Raw genomic sequence first — 15341 nt, forward strand, 5'->3', positions numbered from 1 at the left:
GTCTAGACGTCGAAATCCAGCCCGAACTGGGCGTAGAGGGCTCTGGAATCCTGCCATTTCGGGTCGACCTTGACCGTGATGAACAGGTGCACGGGGCGATCCAGCAGTTCGGTCAGCTCTTCACGCGACTTCTGGCCGATCCATTTCAGGGTCTGGCCGCCCTTGCCCAGCACGATGGGCCGCTGGCTTTCGCGTTCGACATAGATGATCTGTTCGATCCGGGCCGAGCCGTCAGCCTTGTCCTCGAAGGCCGTGGTCTCGACCGCCGCTGAATAGGGCAGCTCCTCGTGGACGCGCAGATAGACCTTCTCGCGGGTGATCTCGGCGGCCAGAACCCGCATCGGCACGTCGGCGGACTGGTCCTCGGGATAGAGCCAGTGCCCCGCGGGCATCGAACGGGCGAGCCGCTGCTTGAGGTCGTCGACCCCGTCGCCGCTGAGAGCCGAGATCATATAGACCTCGGAATAGACGCCGGTTTCGAACAGCTTGTGGGACAGGGCCAGCAGGGTGTCACGGCGCATGCCGTCGATCTTGTTAAGCGCCAGAATGACCTGTGTGTTGGTCGCCTTCAGATTGGCGATGATGGTCTCGGTGTCCTCAGCCGAGCGTCGGTCGGCGGCCTGGCCTTCCTTGCCCTCGGCGGCGATGTGCGAGGCGGCGTCGATCAGGTGGACGACGACATCCGCATCCGATGCCCCGCCCCAGGCCGAGGCGACCATGGCCCGGTCCAGCCGGCGCCGCGGCGTGAAGATTCCCGGCGTATCGACCAGCACGATCTGGGCGTCGCCCTCTATGGCGATGCCGCGCACGGGAAAGCGCGTGGTCTGGACCTTCTGCGTGACGATAGAGACCTTGGTTCCGGTCAGCCGGTTGACCAGCGTGGACTTGCCCGCATTGGGCGCGCCGATGATGGCGGCGAAGCCGGCCCGCTGGGTTTCTGTATCGGTCAAATCACGCCTTCACGCTGCAGCAGACCGATCGCGGCCGCCTTCTCCGCGTCCTGACGCGAACGGCCGTGCGCGGTCAAGGGCGGATATCCGGCTACGCTGGCCTCCACCGTGAAAGTGGGAGCGTGGTCCGACCCCTTCCGTTCCACGATCCGGTAGGCCGGCAGGGGCTTTCCGAGCCCCAGCGCCCATTCCTGCAGCGCTGATTTCGGATTGGTCAGTGATTTTTGCGGTGGGGCGGACAGCTCGTCCTTCCACGCCTGGTCGAACACCGCCCGGACCGCGTCGAAGCCGCCGTCCAGCCAGACCGCCGCCAGCAAGGCTTCCATGGCGTCGCCCAGCACGCCTTCGCGGCGGCGGCCGCCCTGTTTGGTCTCGCCCGGGGACAGCCGCATGGCGTCGCCGACTCCCAGAGACTCGGCCACGCGGGCGCAGGCGGCCTTGTCGACGAGCACATGAAGGCGCGAGGACATCTCACCCTCGTTGGAGCCGGGGAAGTCGCGCACCAGCCGGTCGGCGACCAGCAGGCCCAGCACCCGGTCGCCGAGGAACTCCAGCCGCTGGTTGTCGGCGAAGGGACGGCCCCGTGCGTCGCGCTCGGCACCCTCCCCCACGCTGGCGTGCGTCAGCGCCAGATCCAGCAGCGCCGGATCCCTGAAGTCGTGGCCGAGGCGGCGCCGCAGCACCTGAACAGCCTCGGCCCGTCTGTCAGCCATCAGTCGAGGACGGTGAAGAACCGGCTCGGACGGATCTTCGAGAACCAGCTGACCGGGTTCCACAGCGAGGCGCCGGGCGACCACGAGAACAGGATGATCTCGGCCTTGCCGATCAGGTTCTCGGCCGGGACATAGCCGACGCCGGCGGACTCGTCATAACGGCTGTCCTGCGAGTTATCCCGATTGTCGCCGATCATGAAGTAGTGACCCGCGGGCACCTCGAACACCGGGGTGTTGTCGGAGATATTGCCCGGGCCCCAGTCCTGGATGTTGATCTCACGGCCTTCCGGCAGGGTCTCGCGCAGCTGGATGACCGCCTGGGTTCCGTACAGGTTCTGCACATCCTGGCGGCTCATCTCGACATCGCGGACCGCCGTGCCGTTGATGAACAGCACATTGTCGATCATCTGGATGCGGTCGCCGGGCAGGCCGATCAGGCGTTTGATATAGTCCGTCTCATTGTCGCGCGGCAGCTTGAACACGACGATGTCGCCGCGCCGGGGCTCCTGGCTGACCATCGGCAGCATGGTGCGGCCATTGAAGATCGGCGGGCTGAACGGGATCGAGTGTTTCGAATAGCCGTAGGTCCACTTCGACACGACGATGTAGTCGCCCTCATAGAGGTTCGGCTCCATCGAGGCGGATGGAATGGTGAAGGGCTGGAACAGCACCACGCGCAGCACCAGGGCGATCAGCAGAGCGAAAAAGATCGTCTTGAAGATCTCCATGCCCTCACTGCTTGAACCGTCTTTCGACTTGCGCTTCTTGCCGCCTGAACCGCGGGCATAGACCGGGGTCGCGTCGACGTCCTCGAAGGGCGCGTCGCCGGAATCGCTCCAGACCGGCGGTTTGGACGAGGCGGAGGCGGCGGCGCCTGCCGCGGCGACGGCGGCTACCGCCGGGGCGGCGTCGTGGGCGGCGTGGTCGTCATGGTCGTGAGCGGCCGGCTCGGCATGGTCATGATCGTCATGGCCATGCGCCTCGTGCACCGGGGCCTCATGAGCGTGATCGTCATGCGCAGCGGCGGCGTGTCCATGATCGTCGTGACCGTGGTCGCCGTGCGCCGGGGCCGGCGGGTGGTCGTCGTGTGCGGCGTGACCATGATCGTCATGGCCGTGCGTAGCCGGGGCGGCATGATCATCATGCCCATGATCGGCATGGGCCGGCGTGTCTCCGTGATCCTCATGGCCGTGAGTGGCGGCCGGCGCGACATGACTGTGATCGTCATGGCTATGATCGGCAGGGTCGGGGGCATGACCATGGTCGTCGTGGCCGGGGGCCTGGGCGGCCGGAAGGGCGTCGGGGCCGTCGTGACCGTGCCCGGCGTCGGGCCCGTGACCCGCGCCGTGGCCGTGACCTGCGCCGTGATCGTCGTGCGGCTTGTGCTCGTCGCTCATTGTGACTCTGTCCCCCAGCCGCTGTTCGCGGTCTTTGCGGCGAAATCGGTATAACGTGATTAAGCTGTCGGCAAGGCTTCGATCACCACGAAGGCGAGCGCATACGGGTGTTCGTCGCTGAGCGTCAGGTGTATCCGGGCTTCGTGACCGGCCGGTGTCAGCCTCGCCAGGTGCTCTGCGGCATGTCCGGTCAGGGCCAGGGTGGGCTGGCCGGAACGCATGTTCACCACCCCCATGTCGCGCCAGTACACATCCCTCCGCATGCCCGTGCCCAGCGCCTTGGCGCAGGCTTCCTTGGCTGCGAACCGCTTGGCGTAACTCCAGGCCGGGTCTGGCTTGCGGTCCGACCGGGCGCGCTCGATGTCGGTGAAACAGCGCTGTGTGAACCGGTCCCCGAACCGGTCCAGCGAGGTCTGGATCCGGCGAATGTCGCACAGGTCCGCGCCGACGCCGATGATCACGCCGTGGCGTCCGGAGCTCGGGCGTCGTCCATCAGGGCGCGCATGCGGGCGATGGCCGGACCCAGGCCGACGAAAATAGCCTCTCCGATCAGGAAGTGTCCGATGTTCAGTTCCGCGACCTGGGGAATGGCGGCGATCGGCTGCACGGTTTCATAGTCGATGCCGTGACCCGCGTGGACCTCCAGGCCGAGGGCGGCGGCGCGGGCGGCCCCGGCCCGCAGGGCGGCGAGCTCGGTTTCGGCCTCTTGGTCCCGGCCTTCGCGCACGGCGTCGCAATAGGCGCCAGTGTGCAACTCGACCACCGCCGCACCGGTGCGGTGGGCGGCGTCGATCTGGCCCGGGTCGGCCCCGATGAACAGGGACACGCGCGACCCGGCCTCGTTCAGCCTGCCGACGAAGGGGGTGATCCAGTTATGGCCGCCGACGACGTCGAGCCCGCCCTCGGTGGTCCGTTCCTCGCGCTTCTCGGGCACGAGGCAGACGGCGTGGGGGCGATGATGCAGGGCGATGGCCAGCATCTCCTGCGTCACGGCCATCTCCAGGTTCAACGGCCGCGACTGGTCGCGCAGCAGGTCGGACAAGCTGTCGATGTCAGCGTCCGAGATATGGCGTCGGTCCTCACGCAAGTGGGCGGTGATGCCGTCGGCGCCTGCGGCCAAGGCCTCCTCCGCCGCACGGACCGGATCGGGATACTGCCCGCCCCGCGCGTTTCGCACGGTCGCCACGTGGTCGATGTTGACGCCCAATCTCAAGCGACCGGGGGGGCGAAGCCGCTCAGCCATCGCTCAGGCCCTGGCCAGTCGCCGGCTGCCGGGATCCTCGACCGGCAGGGCCGCCAGTTCGGGCGGCAGGGCGTCGGCCGGGTATGCCGGGACGTCCAGCGTCGCCAGCGCCACCAGCGGCGCCCCGACATCGGCCCGTCCGCCCGAGCGGTCGACGATACAGGCCGCGGCGACCACCTCGCCGCCAGCCGCCTTGATGGCCGCGATGCATTCGCGCGAGCTCAGGCCGGTGGTGACGATGTCCTCGACCATGACGACCTTCTGTCCGGGCTCGACATGAAAGCCGCGCCGCAGTTTGAATTCGCCGCCTTCACGCTCGACATACATCGACGGCACGCCCAGCCAGCGCGCGGTCTCATAGCCGGGGATGATGCCGCCGACGGCCGGCGAGATCGCCACATCGACCGGTCCGACCGCCGCCGTGATCTTCTCGGCCAGCGCCTTGCACAGCCGGGCGCACCGCGCCGCGTCCATGAACACCAGGTTCTTCTGCAGGAACACCGGGCTGTGCAGCCCCGAGGACAGCACGAAATGGCCTTCGCGCAGGGCGCCGGCGCCGCGGAATTCGTCGAGAACGTCGTCTGAGGTCATGCCGCTTGTCATAGCGGGCGCAACCGTCGCCGCAAGGCCCTAGCCCCGCGCTCGCTCGACCGTATCCACCGACGGATTGGTGCGCAGGGCGGCCATGATGGCGGTGGCGTGTTTGGCGTCCTCGACCTCCATGTCGATGTCGACGTCGAAGAAGTCCTGCTGCCGGTGGCTCATCACCAGATTCAGGATGTTGCCGCCTGCCTCGCCGATGATGGTCGCGACCTGCCCGAGCACCCCTGGCGCGTTCTTGATGGTGGCGCGGATGCGGGCGGCGGCGACCGCGCCCTGCTCGGCCTGGGGCGTCCATTGCAGATCCTGCCAGACCGAGTCGTCATCGGCGTAGTCCGCCAACTGCTGGCAGTCGATCGTATGGACGGTCAGTCCGGCCTCGGGCTCCAGGATGCCGACGATGCGGTCGCCGGGGACGGGCGAGCAGCAATGGCCGAAATGGACGCTGATACCCGGCGTCAGCCCGCCGCCGCGCACGAACAGCCGCGCCTGTTCGTCACCGATCCGCTTGCGGTCCGGGCTGGCCTTCAGCCGCCCCTTCAGCGCCGGGAACAGGGTTTCGCCGACCTTGGCCGCCGACACCCGGCCGCGCCCGATGGCCTCGTACAGGTCTTCCTCGGCGGCGAAGACGAAGGTCTCGAGCATGGCCTTCAGCGACACCTCCGCCAGGGTCTTGCCGGCGCGCGACAGGGTCTGTTCCAGCGTCGCCCGGCCCAGTTTCTGGAACTCGCCCCGCTCCGACGTACGGATGTGCCGCCGGATCGCCGACCGCGCCCGACCGGTGATGGTCAGTGAGCGCCAGTCGACCGGAATCTCGCGCTTGGCGCCGCGCACGATCTCGACCACGTCGCCGTTCTGCAGCTGGGTCCGCATCGGCTTCAGTTCGCCGTTGATCTTGACCCCCACCGCCGTGTCGCCGACCTCGGTGTGGACCGCATAAGCGAAATCCAGCGCCATACCGCCGCGCGGCAGGGTGATCAGCGACCCCTTGGGCGTGAAGACGAACACCTGCTCGAGGTACATCTCCAGCTTGGCGTGTTCGACCCAGTCCTCGCCGCCCTCGCCGTGTTCGATCACCTGCACGAGGTGGCGCAGGTTCTGCAGCGGGTCCCGCCCGCCGTCCGCCTCCATGGCCTCGCGGTCGAAGCCGTAGGACTTGTTCTTGTAGGCCCAGTGCGCCGCCACCCCGTCCTCGGCCACCCGGTCCATCGGCTCGGTGCGGATCTGCATCTCGATGCGCAGGCCGGACGGTCCGACCACGGTCGTGTGCAGGGAGCGGTAATTGTTCGACTTGGGCGTGGAGATGAAGTCCTTGAACCGCTCCGGCACCATCGGCCAGGCGCGGTGAATCACGCCGAGGGCGCGGTAGCAGTCGTCCTCAGCCTCGACGATGACCCTGAAGCCGTAGATGTCCGACAGCGACGAAAAGCCGACGGACTTGCGCTGCAGCTTGCGCCAGATCGAATAGGGCGTCTTCTGCCGGCCGAACACCTGGGCCCGGACCCCGGCCTCCTGCAGCACGCGCTCTACCTCGCGGGAGACGCCATTGATGGCGCGGCCATGCTCCAGCTTCAACGCCTCCAGCCGCCGCTCGATGGCGGTCCGGGCCGTAGGGTTCAGATGCTCGAACGCCAGTTCTTCCAGTTCGGAGGCGATCGAATGGATGCCGATCGACCGGCCCAACGGCGCATAGACCTCCAGCGTCTCGCGGGAGATGCGCTCGCGCTTCTCCGGCTTGACGTGTTTGAGCGTCCGCATGTTGTGCAGACGGTCAGCCAGCTTCACCAGCAGGACGCGGACGTCCTTGGAGATGGCGAGAATGAATTTGCGCAGGTTCTCGGCCTGGCGCGTGTGCTCGGCCTGAAGCTCCAGCCGCGACAGCTTGGTCACCCCCTCGACCAGCGAGGCCACCTCCTCGCCGAACCGCTCGGCGATGTCGTCGCGTGTCGCCGAGGTGTCCTCGACCACGTCATGCAGCAGGGCGGTGACGATAGTGGCTGTGTCGAGCCGGTAGTCGGTCAGTATGCCCGCGACCTGGATCGGATGGGCGAAATACGGATCGCCCGAAGCCCGCAACTGCGAGCCGTGCATCTTCATCGCATAGACATAGGCCCGGTTCAGCAGCGCCTCATCCGCCGTGGGATCATAGGCGCGCACGGCCTCGACCAGTTCGAACTGGCGCAGCACCCTTGAGCGGGGATGGGGTTCCGGGTCCACATGAGGACGCGGACCGCCGGGATCGTTCAGATTGGCGGGTTCGGGCGACGGCGCGGGCTGCCGCGCCGGCAGGATGGTGATACCGTTGGCGGGATCCGCCGTCAGTAGCGTTCCTCCTGCCCGCCGTCGCGGTCGCTTTGCAGCGCGCGAATCAGCTCGGCCTCGGCCATGTTCATGTGCTGGGGTTCAGCCAGCAGGCCCACGATTTCGGCCTCGTCCTCGGCTTCGGTGCGCTCGTCAACGCGTTGCAGCGCAACGATGACGGTCTCGCGCAGCTCGTCCGGCACGACCGTCGAGTCGGCCAGTTCGCGCAGGGCCACGACGGGGTTCTTGTCGTTGTCCCGATCGATGGTCAGCGGCGCTCCGTTGGCGATGGCGCGGGCGCGATTGCCCGCCAGCAGAACCAGACCGAAACGGTTCGGCACCTTTTCGATGCAGTCTTCGACAGTGACGCGGGCCATGAAATTCCTCGGGCGCGGGGGAGAACCGCACAAAATAGAGTGTTGGACTGAATTGTGCAACGCCGCATGGGCGGGAATGAGGCTTCAACGCAGCGGCGTCGCGTCTTTTCCGATCGGAGCGCGGTCGGCCAGCGCCTCGGCCGTCTCCCCGTCGGGATGCACCCACCCCGGCGCGATCTCCGCCAGCGGCCCCATCACGAACAACCGCCCGGCTGCGCGCGGGTGAGGCAGGATCAGGCCGTCGAGGTCGCCGGTCGTGCGACCATAGGCGATCAGATCCAGGTCCAGGGTCCGCGGCGCATTGGCCGCGCCGCGCTGGCGTCCAAAGACCTCCTCGATCCGCCCGAGCGCCGCCATCAGCGCGTGCGGGCCATGCGCCGTGTGGACGATCACCACCCCGTTCAGGAACGGCGGATCGTTCGGGTCGGGCCAGGCCGCCGACCGCCACCACGAAGATCGCGCCACCACATCGATCCCTTCGGCGCGGAACCGCGCCAAGGCCGCCTCCAGCGCCTCGCGGCAGTCGCTCCACGCCCCCGGGTCGTTGCAGCCCAGGGCCACCACGACGGCGTCGTCCAGCCCGGCCCCGCCGTCGAGCGGAACGGGCGGCGGCGCCTTGTGCTGCGGGCCGGGCTTTTCCATCCCCTCTTCTTACACCAATGAAGGCAGGCGCGCCCGCCCGTCGCCGAAGGATTCGCCCGCTTGTCGACCGCCCTCTCCGAACCGCCCCGCGACTGTCCTCTCTGCCCCAGACTGGTCGAGTACCGCCGCGAGAACGCGCGCCAGAACCCCGGCTGGTTCAACGGCCCCGCCCCCTCCTTCGGCGACCCGGACGCCCGGCTGCTGGTCGCGGGCCTGGCCCCCGGCCGCACCGGCGCCAATCGCACCGGCCGGCCCTTCACCGGCGACGGCGCGGGCTGGATTCTCTACGAGACCCTGCTCAGGACCGGCTTCGCCACCGGCCAATACGAGGCCCGGCCCGACGACACCCTGCGGCTCGTCGACTGCATGATCACCAACGCTGTCCGCTGCGCCCCGCCCGGCAACAAGCCCCTGCCCATAGAGGAGGCGACCTGCCGCCCCTTCCTGACCGCCCGCCTCGCCGCCCTGCCCCGGCTCAGGGTCATCGTCACCCTCGGCGACGTCTCGCGGCGCAATGTGCTGAAAGCGCTGGGCTTGCCGGGCTCCGCGGCCCCGCCCGGCCACGGCGTCGAGGCGGCGCTGGGCGGCTATGTGATCCTCAACAGCTATCACTGCTCGCGCCTCAACACGAACACCGGCCGGCTGACCCCCGCCATGTTCGAGGCGATCTTCCGGCGCGCCCGCGAAATCATCGAATCCTGACCGGTTTTCACTCGCGTGCCCGGCGAGTGTGGCTCTCCTGCCACGCGAATCAGCGGGCGCCGGGTGTAGCGTCATCCTCCAGGAACAGTGCCGCGTACCTTGCGTTGATTGATCAGCTTTGGAGGCTGTGATGCGTAGGTCGAACGGGGTCTTCTCGCCCCAGGAACGAAAGACGGCGCTGTGGGCGCTGCTGATGGCGGGCCTGATCGCCGCCATGGGGATGGTGATCCAGCAATGGAGCCAGCCCTCGGTCGGCCCCGGGGGGGTGGACGCCTATATGACGGCGCCGGCGCCGGGTGTGCTGGACGCCCAGCCGGTCAGCTGATCGAGGCGGCGCTCAACCCCGGTCCTTGAGCAGCCGGGCCTTGTCCCTCTGCCAGTCGCGTTGCGCCGTCGCCTCGCGCTTGTCGTGCAGCTTCTTGCCCTTGGCCAGGGCGATCTCGATCTTCGCCTTGCCCGCCTCGTTCAGGTACAGCTTGACCGGAATGATGGTCTGGCCGTCGCGCTGGACGGCGCCGATCAGCTTGTCGATCTGCTTGCGGTGCAGCAGCAGTTTCCGGTGCCGGCGCGGTTCGTGGTTGAAGCGATTGGCCTGTTTGTAGGGCGGGATGTCGGCGTTCACGAGCATGATCTCGCGCCCCTCCACCGCCGCATAGCTCTCGGCGATATTGGCCCGGCCGTCGCGCAGCGCCTTGATCTCGGTGCCGAGCAACATGATGCCGGCCTCGATGTAATCCTCGAGGAAATAGTCGAACTTCGCCCGCCGGTTCTCGGCGATGATCTTCATCTTGGGGGCTGTGGAAGCCATCAGCCCAGACCCGCATCCGCCATGGCGCGGTCAATGGCCGGCCTCACCGCATCGGAGGTCAGGGACAGGGGCAGGCGCATCTCCTCGCCGCACAGCTGCATGCGCGACAGGGCGTATTTCGTCGGCGCCGGCGAGTTGTCGAGGAACAGCGCCTTGTGCAGACCGATCAGCCGGTCCTGCCAGTCGCGCGCCGTGGCGTAGTCGCCCGCCGCCGCGGCCTCATGCATCGCGACCATGGCCTCGGGCGCGACATTGGATGTCACCGAGATCACCCCGACTCCGCCATGGGCGTGGTAGCCGAGATAACTGGGATCGTCGCCCGAGATCAGGTCGAACTGCTCGCCGATATGGGCCCGCATCCAGCTGACCCGCGACAGGTCGCCGGTCGCGTCCTTGATGCCGACGATGTTGGGATGCGCCGCCAGCCGCGCCACGGTCTCATTGGCCATGTCCACGCCGGTACGGCCCGGGACATTGTACAGCAGCACCGGAAGCTGAACGGCCTCGGCGATCGCCTCGAAATGCCGGGCCAGTCCCTCCTGCGAGGGCCGGTTGTAATAGGGGGTGACGATCAGGGCGCCGTCGGCGCCGACAGTCTTGGCGAAGCGGGCCAGTTCGATCGCCTTGTCCGTCGCCGACGACCCGGCCCCGGCGATGACGCGGACGCGCCCGGCCGCGACCTGCACGCATAACTCCACCACCCGCTTGTGCTCGTCGAGGGACAGCGAGGCGCTCTCGCCCGTGGTGCCCATCGGCACGACGCCGTGAACCCCGGCGGCGATCTGGCGTTCCAGCAGCCCTGTGAAGGCGGCTTCGTCCACCTTTCCGTCACGAAGTGGTGTGATCAGGGCGGTGATCACGCCCTTGAACAAGGGAGCGGTCATTGAGACAGTTGGTCCTGCGTGGAAAATCGGGGCGACAGTCGCCGGATATTAAGCGTTGGAGGGTAGGTTGCCGGTCGCCCGACCGCAACTGCGACGCATGGAGATCGGACAGGCAATGATCGCTACCAGCCTTGCGGCCCTCCTGGCCCTGCTCGCTCCCGCGCCTGAAAGCCTGGTCCCCCAGGAAGTGCCCTACAGCGCCGTGGCCTCGGCCGGCCCGGTCAGCAACCAGCCGCGCCTGCTGAACGATCAGGACACGGCTCTTTTCCGTCAAGGCCTGGCCGCCGCCCGCTCGCGGGACATCTCCGGGGCACGCAACACCGCCTCACAGATCAGCGATCCCGTCGCCCGCAGGCTGGTCGAATGGGCCCTGCTCGACACCTCGGCTGACCAGATGCCGCTCAGCGACCTCGCCGTCGCCCGCACCGCCTTCGCCGGCTGGCCGCGCGCCGAGGGCCGCATCGCCGCCGCCGAACGGGCGCTGGATCGCGCCTACGCCGGACCGGACGCCGCCATCAATCTCTTCGCTCGCGCCGGCCCGACGACCGTTCAGGGCGCGATCGCCCTCGCCGATGCGCTCGAGCAGCGCGGCCGGTCCGACGAAGCGCGCCGTCTGATCGCCGACTGGTGGCGGACCCGCTCGTTCGACGACGCGACCCAGACCCGTATCCTGACGCGCTGGGGTTCCAGCCTGACCCAGGCCGATCACACGGCGCGGCTGAACATGCTGCTGCTCGGTCCGCACGGCCCGGCGACCCGCGCCATAGTTCAGTTGGTCCCGTCCGACCGGCAGGCCGTCGCCAATGCGGTTATGGCCCTGCGCTCGGCCTACAGTCCGGACGCCATCGTCGCCAATCTCAGCCCCTCGCAGGCCATGGATCCGGCCGTGGCGCTGGAGCGCGTCCGCATCCTGCGCTCGCAGAACCGACAGTCCGAGGGCTTCGCCCTGCTCGCCGCCCTGCCCGCCGCGCCGTCGTATACGGAGGGCCAGAACACCCTGTGGAGCGAGCGCCGCAACTATTTCCTCGACGCGCTTGAGCGCCGCAACGGTCAGGCCGCCTATGACGCCATGGCCGGCCACGGCTTCCCGGCCGGCGAGCGCAAGGTCGATGCGGAGTTCTTCGCCGGCTGGGCCGCGCTGGTGAAGCTGAACGACCCGGCTCGCGCCGCGCGGCATTTCGAGACCCTGCGTCAGGCGTCCTCGACCCCCATCACCCAGGGCCGCGCCCTCTACTGGCTGGGCCGCGCCGCCGAAGCCCAGGGCAACACCCCCGCCGCCGTCCAGTACTATCGGGATGGCGCCCGCCACATCCAGACCTTCTACGGCCAGCTCGCCGCCGAAAAGGCCGGAATGACCACGATCAACCTCCCCGTCGATCCCGTTCCGGCCGGCGCCGACATCGCCGCCTTCGAGAGCAATGAAGTGGTGCGCGCCCTGCGTATCCTCGGCGAGACCGGCGAAACCAGCCTGTTCCGCGTCTTCGCCTATCAGCTGGACGACGACCTGCCCGGGCCCAACGGTCTGGCCCTGCTGATGGACCTGTCGCGCAACTACGGCGAAGGCTTCACCGCCATGATGGTGGGCCGCGCCGCCAGCCAGCGCGGCTTCCTGATGCCCGAGCGCCAGTATCCGATCCGGATTCCGCCGTCCGTGCCGGGCGCCGCGCCGCTCGAGTTCACCCTCGCCATCACGCGTCAGGAATCGAGCTTCGACCCCCGCGCCCGGTCGCACGCCAACGCCCGGGGGATGATGCAATTCCTGCCCGGCACCGGCCGCGCGGTGGCCCGTCAGCTGGGCCTGCCGTATTCGGACGAGCGGCTGTACGACGGCGACTTCAACATGACGTTGGGCAGCTTCCACCTCGGCGATCTGACCAGTGATTTCGGCGGCTCGATGCTGCTGACGACGATCGGCTACAACGCCGGTCCCGCGCGGCCCCCGCAATGGATCGCTCGCTGCGGCGACCCGCGCGGCGGCGGCGTTGATCCGATCGACTTCATCGAGTGCGCGCCCTTCACAGAGACACGCAACTATATGATGCGAGTCATGGAAAACATGCAGGTTTATCGCGCTCGCCTGAACGGCGGCTCAGCCCCGCTGACCCTGACGTCGGACCTGCGGCGCGGCGCCCCGGCCGGCCCCAGCCCCTATACCTATGCCGGCGCCGACAGTGTCCGCACGCCCGAGGGCGAGCCGACGGAATAACGCCCGCTGGACAGCAGTGGCCCGTCGGGCCCCTCGACCCAGCGCGCCGCCAGTCCGAACGTGTCCGCCATGACCCTTGGCGTCAGCGCGACCATGGGCGCGTCGTCCGCCACAACCCGGCCTGCGTCCAGCACCACCACCCGGTCGGCGAACCGCGCCGCCAGCGCCAGGTCGTGCAGGCTGACCAGCACCGCCTGCCCCGCCGCCGCCCGCGCCTTCAGCCGCTCCAGCACCATCAACTGCGCCTCCGGGTCCAGCCCCGCCGTCGGCTCATCGGCCAGCAGGGCCTGAGCCCCGGTCGCCAGCGCCCGCGCCAGCAGCACGCGCGCCCGTTCGCCCCCCGACATCTCGGCCACGCCGCGGTCGGCAAGATGCCCGGCCTCGACCTCGTCCAGCGCCGCTCTCGCGCGCGCCAACGCATCCCCGGCCGTCAGGAATGGCGCCCCCAGCGCCGCGACCTCGACCGCCGGCAGGTTCCAGGCGATGCGCCGCTCCTGCGGCAGGTAGGCCGCCCGCTCCGCCCGCGCCCGCGCGGACAGGCCCGTCACACCATCTCCGCCCAGCTTCGCCTGCCCTTCGTTCAGCGGCAGCAGCCCGGCCAGCGCCCGGATCCCGCTGGACTTGCCCGCTCCGTTCGGTCCGACCACGGCGACCAGTTCGCCCGCGGCGACGGACAGGCTGACGGCGTCCAGCACCGTCCGTCCGCCCAACATGGCCGTGGAGCCGATCAGCTCCAGCGCCCTCACAGCCGCCACTCCCGCGCCGCCCGCCAGGCGATCAGGGCGAACAGGGGCGCGCCGACCAGGGCCGTGAACACGCCCAGCTTCAGTTCCTGATCGGTCGGCGTCATCCGCGCCAGCAGGTCCGCGACCACCAGCATCAGCCCGCCCGCCAGCGCCGAGGGCAGCAGCAGCCGTCCCGGATCGCCACGCACGGCGCTACGCACCAGATGCGGCGCCGCCAGTCCGACAAAGCCGATCACTCCGGCCACCGCCACCGCCGCCCCGGTCGCCAGCGCCGTGGCCAGCAGGGCCAGCAGCCTCAGGCGCGCCATCGGCAGACCGGAGGTCCGCGCCGTCTCTTCGCCGAGGCTCAGCATCCGCAGGCCCGGAGCGGCCAAGGCCGCCAGAGCGGCAGCAACCAGCACCGCCGGCGTCACCCAGGCCACGTCGATCCAGCTGCGGTTCTGCACCGAACCCAGCAGCCAGCTCATCACCTCAGCCGTGGCGATCGGAGACGGCGACAGGTTGAAGATCAGGGCCGTGGCCGCCCCCGCAAAACTGGACACCGCCACCCCGAACAGGATCAGGGCCTCAGGCGATCGGACCCGCGCCGAGAACAGGATCAGCAGGCCCCCCGCCGCCGTCGCCCCGAGCAGCGCCGAGACCTCCACCACGCCCGGAACCGCCGCCGCGCCCAGCACAATCGCCGCCGCCGCCGCCAGCGCCGCTGACGCCGACACCCCCAGCACGCCCGGATCAGCCAGCGGATTGCGCAACAGCCCCTGCATCACCGCGCCTGACAGACCCAGCGCCGCCCCGACCATCAGGGCCGTCGCCACGCGCGGCGCGCGGACCTGCCACAGCACCTCCGCCGGTCCCGAACCGGGATCGGCAAACGCCTGGCTCATCTGCGCCATGTCGAAAACGGTCTCGCCCAGCAGGATTCCCATGACTGACGCCGCCACAATCAGCCCCGCCAGCACCAGCGTCAGCCGTGAAGGCCTCGTCATTTTCCGGCCTTCAGCATCGCCGCCGCATCGGCCGCGAACCAGGCCGGGCAGGTCAGGGTAGCCGCCGGCAGGCGCGCTGCGACACGGCCATTCGCCGCCCGCTGCACGACCGGATGCCGTCCCGGCCCGCGCCAGTCGCCGCGGGCCTGATCAAAGAAGCCCAGCACGAACCGCGCCGGCGGGAACAGGGCGATCCGCTCGACGCTGACCGGGGCGAAGAACGGCCCCGCCGCCGCATTGGCGAACCCGGCGGCGTCCAGGATCGCATCCACCAGCGTGCCCCTGCCTGCCGTGAACCCGCCCGCCGTCAGATACAGGGCCGACCGTCCGCGCGCGGCGGTTTCGGGCGCCGCGCGCCGCAATGTCGCATCCATCCGCGCCGTCAGCGCCTCGCCCCGCCCAGGCACGCCGAGACCCCGCGCGACTGCACGAATATCCGCCCGTACGCCGTTGAAATCCGTAGCATCCTCGATGGTCACAACTCGCACGCCGCTCGCCTCAAGCCGGGCCAGCAGGCGGGGCTCCCCGCCCCAATAGCGCACGACTACATCGGGCCTGAAGGCGATGGCCGCCTCCAGTGTCGGACGCACCCGCCGCCGTCCGGCAGCGGCTTCACGCATCCAGGCGTCGGGATCATCGGCCCGCGGCGACAGGGCCAGTTCGGCGTCGGGCCTCAGGGCCAGCACATACTGATCGGCGCACTGATCGAGCGCCATGACGCGCAACGGCTGGGCTTCGGCGACGCCGGCGACCAGAATCACCATCCCGGCAAGCGCCCCCGCCAGC

At 69.1% G+C, this 15341-nt stretch carries 18 protein-coding genes; 4 read left to right on the forward strand and 14 right to left on the reverse strand.

What is annotated here, in order from left to right; all coding sequences use genetic code 11:
- Window positions 1–2 precede the first annotated feature (2 nt).
- From era to lepB, 3 genes are read right to left on the reverse strand one after another with little or no spacing between them, the layout of a single operon-like run.
- A complete protein-coding gene (era, locus tag ACTIEW_RS11585; RefSeq protein ID WP_439478060.1) occupies window positions 3–950 on the reverse strand; it encodes a GTPase Era in 948 nt (315 codons plus the stop codon).
- Window positions 947–1663 carry a ribonuclease III gene (gene rnc, locus ACTIEW_RS11590; protein WP_439478061.1) on the reverse strand — a complete coding sequence of 239 codons (717 nt, stop codon included), beginning with the start codon at window positions 1661–1663 and terminating at the stop codon, window positions 947–949. The genes era and rnc overlap by 4 nt, the downstream gene beginning before the upstream one ends.
- Window positions 1663–2391 carry a signal peptidase I gene (gene lepB / locus ACTIEW_RS11595; protein ID WP_439478125.1) on the reverse strand — a complete coding sequence of 243 codons (729 nt, stop codon included), beginning with the start codon at window positions 2389–2391 and terminating at the stop codon, window positions 1663–1665. Before lepB ends, rnc begins: the two co-directional genes overlap by 1 nt.
- A 246-nt stretch (window positions 2392–2637) precedes the next feature.
- On the opposite strand from lepB, the gene ACTIEW_RS11600 reads away from it, so the two are divergent.
- A complete protein-coding gene (locus tag ACTIEW_RS11600; RefSeq protein ID WP_439478062.1) occupies window positions 2638–3114 on the forward strand; it encodes a hypothetical protein in 477 nt (158 codons plus the stop codon).
- A 5-nt stretch (window positions 3115–3119) separates the two neighbouring features.
- On the opposite strand, the gene acpS is transcribed toward ACTIEW_RS11600, so the two are convergent.
- The 6 genes from acpS to folK form a co-directional block, all read right to left on the reverse strand.
- The gene (acpS, locus tag ACTIEW_RS11605; RefSeq protein ID WP_439478063.1) at window positions 3120–3521 is read right to left on the reverse strand and encodes a holo-ACP synthase; all 402 of its coding nucleotides are present in this window, start codon (window positions 3519–3521) and stop codon (window positions 3120–3122) included.
- The gene (locus tag ACTIEW_RS11610; protein WP_439478064.1) at window positions 3518–4303 is read right to left on the reverse strand and encodes a pyridoxine 5'-phosphate synthase; all 786 of its coding nucleotides are present in this window, start codon (window positions 4301–4303) and stop codon (window positions 3518–3520) included. Before ACTIEW_RS11610 ends, acpS begins: the two co-directional genes overlap by 4 nt.
- A gap of 3 nt (window positions 4304–4306) precedes the next feature.
- Window positions 4307–4894, reverse strand: a complete 588-nt coding sequence (pyrE, locus tag ACTIEW_RS11615; protein WP_439478065.1) for an orotate phosphoribosyltransferase — start codon at window positions 4892–4894, stop codon at window positions 4307–4309.
- 39 nt (window positions 4895–4933) lie between these two features.
- Entirely contained in the window at window positions 4934–7120 is a 2187-nt protein-coding gene (locus ACTIEW_RS11620) for a RelA/SpoT family protein (RefSeq protein WP_439478066.1), read from the reverse strand.
- A 101-nt stretch (window positions 7121–7221) separates the two neighbouring features.
- On the reverse strand, window positions 7222–7581 hold the full coding sequence (gene rpoZ / locus ACTIEW_RS11625) for a DNA-directed RNA polymerase subunit omega (protein WP_292124797.1): 360 nt from the start codon (window positions 7579–7581) through the stop codon (window positions 7222–7224).
- Between the two features lie 84 nt (window positions 7582–7665).
- The gene (gene folK, locus ACTIEW_RS11630; protein ID WP_439478067.1) at window positions 7666–8223 is read right to left on the reverse strand and encodes a 2-amino-4-hydroxy-6-hydroxymethyldihydropteridine diphosphokinase; all 558 of its coding nucleotides are present in this window, start codon (window positions 8221–8223) and stop codon (window positions 7666–7668) included.
- Between the two features lie 60 nt (window positions 8224–8283).
- On the opposite strand from folK, the gene ACTIEW_RS11635 reads away from it, so the two are divergent.
- Together ACTIEW_RS11635 and ACTIEW_RS11640 are read left to right on the forward strand one after the other, a co-directional pair.
- The gene (locus ACTIEW_RS11635) at window positions 8284–8925 is read left to right on the forward strand and encodes a uracil-DNA glycosylase (RefSeq protein WP_439478068.1); all 642 of its coding nucleotides are present in this window, start codon (window positions 8284–8286) and stop codon (window positions 8923–8925) included.
- Window positions 8926–9055: 130 nt separating this feature from the next.
- Window positions 9056–9250, forward strand: coding sequence for a hypothetical protein (locus ACTIEW_RS11640; protein ID WP_439478069.1), 195 nt, complete (start codon window positions 9056–9058; stop codon window positions 9248–9250).
- A 12-nt stretch (window positions 9251–9262) separates the two neighbouring features.
- Here the strand turns inward: ACTIEW_RS11640 and smpB are convergent, their stop codons facing one another.
- Entirely contained in the window at window positions 9263–9733 is a 471-nt protein-coding gene (gene smpB, locus ACTIEW_RS11645) for an SsrA-binding protein SmpB (RefSeq protein WP_439478070.1), read from the reverse strand.
- Window positions 9733–10617: a 4-hydroxy-tetrahydrodipicolinate synthase gene (dapA, locus tag ACTIEW_RS11650; protein ID WP_439478071.1), complete on the reverse strand. Its 885-nt coding sequence runs from the start codon at window positions 10615–10617 to the stop codon at window positions 9733–9735. Before dapA ends, smpB begins: the two co-directional genes overlap by 1 nt.
- Window positions 10618–10732: 115 nt before the next feature.
- Here dapA and ACTIEW_RS11655 point away from each other — a divergent pair, with 115 nt between their 5' ends.
- On the forward strand, window positions 10733–12823 hold the full coding sequence (locus ACTIEW_RS11655; RefSeq protein WP_439478072.1) for a transglycosylase SLT domain-containing protein: 2091 nt from the start codon (window positions 10733–10735) through the stop codon (window positions 12821–12823).
- Here ACTIEW_RS11655 and ACTIEW_RS11660 read toward each other — a convergent pair.
- The 3 genes from ACTIEW_RS11660 to ACTIEW_RS11670 are packed head-to-tail and all read right to left on the reverse strand — an operon-like array spanning window position 12772 to window position 15319.
- A complete protein-coding gene (locus tag ACTIEW_RS11660; protein ID WP_439478073.1) occupies window positions 12772–13578 on the reverse strand; it encodes an ABC transporter ATP-binding protein in 807 nt (268 codons plus the stop codon). The genes ACTIEW_RS11655 and ACTIEW_RS11660 overlap by 52 nt on opposite strands.
- Window positions 13566–14555 (reverse strand): FecCD family ABC transporter permease, encoded by a 990-nt coding sequence (locus ACTIEW_RS11665; RefSeq protein ID WP_439478074.1) that lies wholly within the window; start codon window positions 14553–14555, stop codon window positions 13566–13568. The genes ACTIEW_RS11660 and ACTIEW_RS11665 overlap by 13 nt, the downstream gene beginning before the upstream one ends.
- Complete coding sequence (locus ACTIEW_RS11670) at window positions 14552–15319, reverse strand: ABC transporter substrate-binding protein (protein ID WP_439478075.1); 768 nt, start codon at window positions 15317–15319, stop codon at window positions 14552–14554. The genes ACTIEW_RS11665 and ACTIEW_RS11670 overlap by 4 nt, the downstream gene beginning before the upstream one ends.
- Window positions 15320–15341 lie beyond the last annotated feature (22 nt).

Origin of the sequence: Brevundimonas sp. (assembly GCF_051860745.1) — a bacterium.
GTDB lineage: Bacteria > Pseudomonadota > Alphaproteobacteria > Caulobacterales > Caulobacteraceae > Brevundimonas.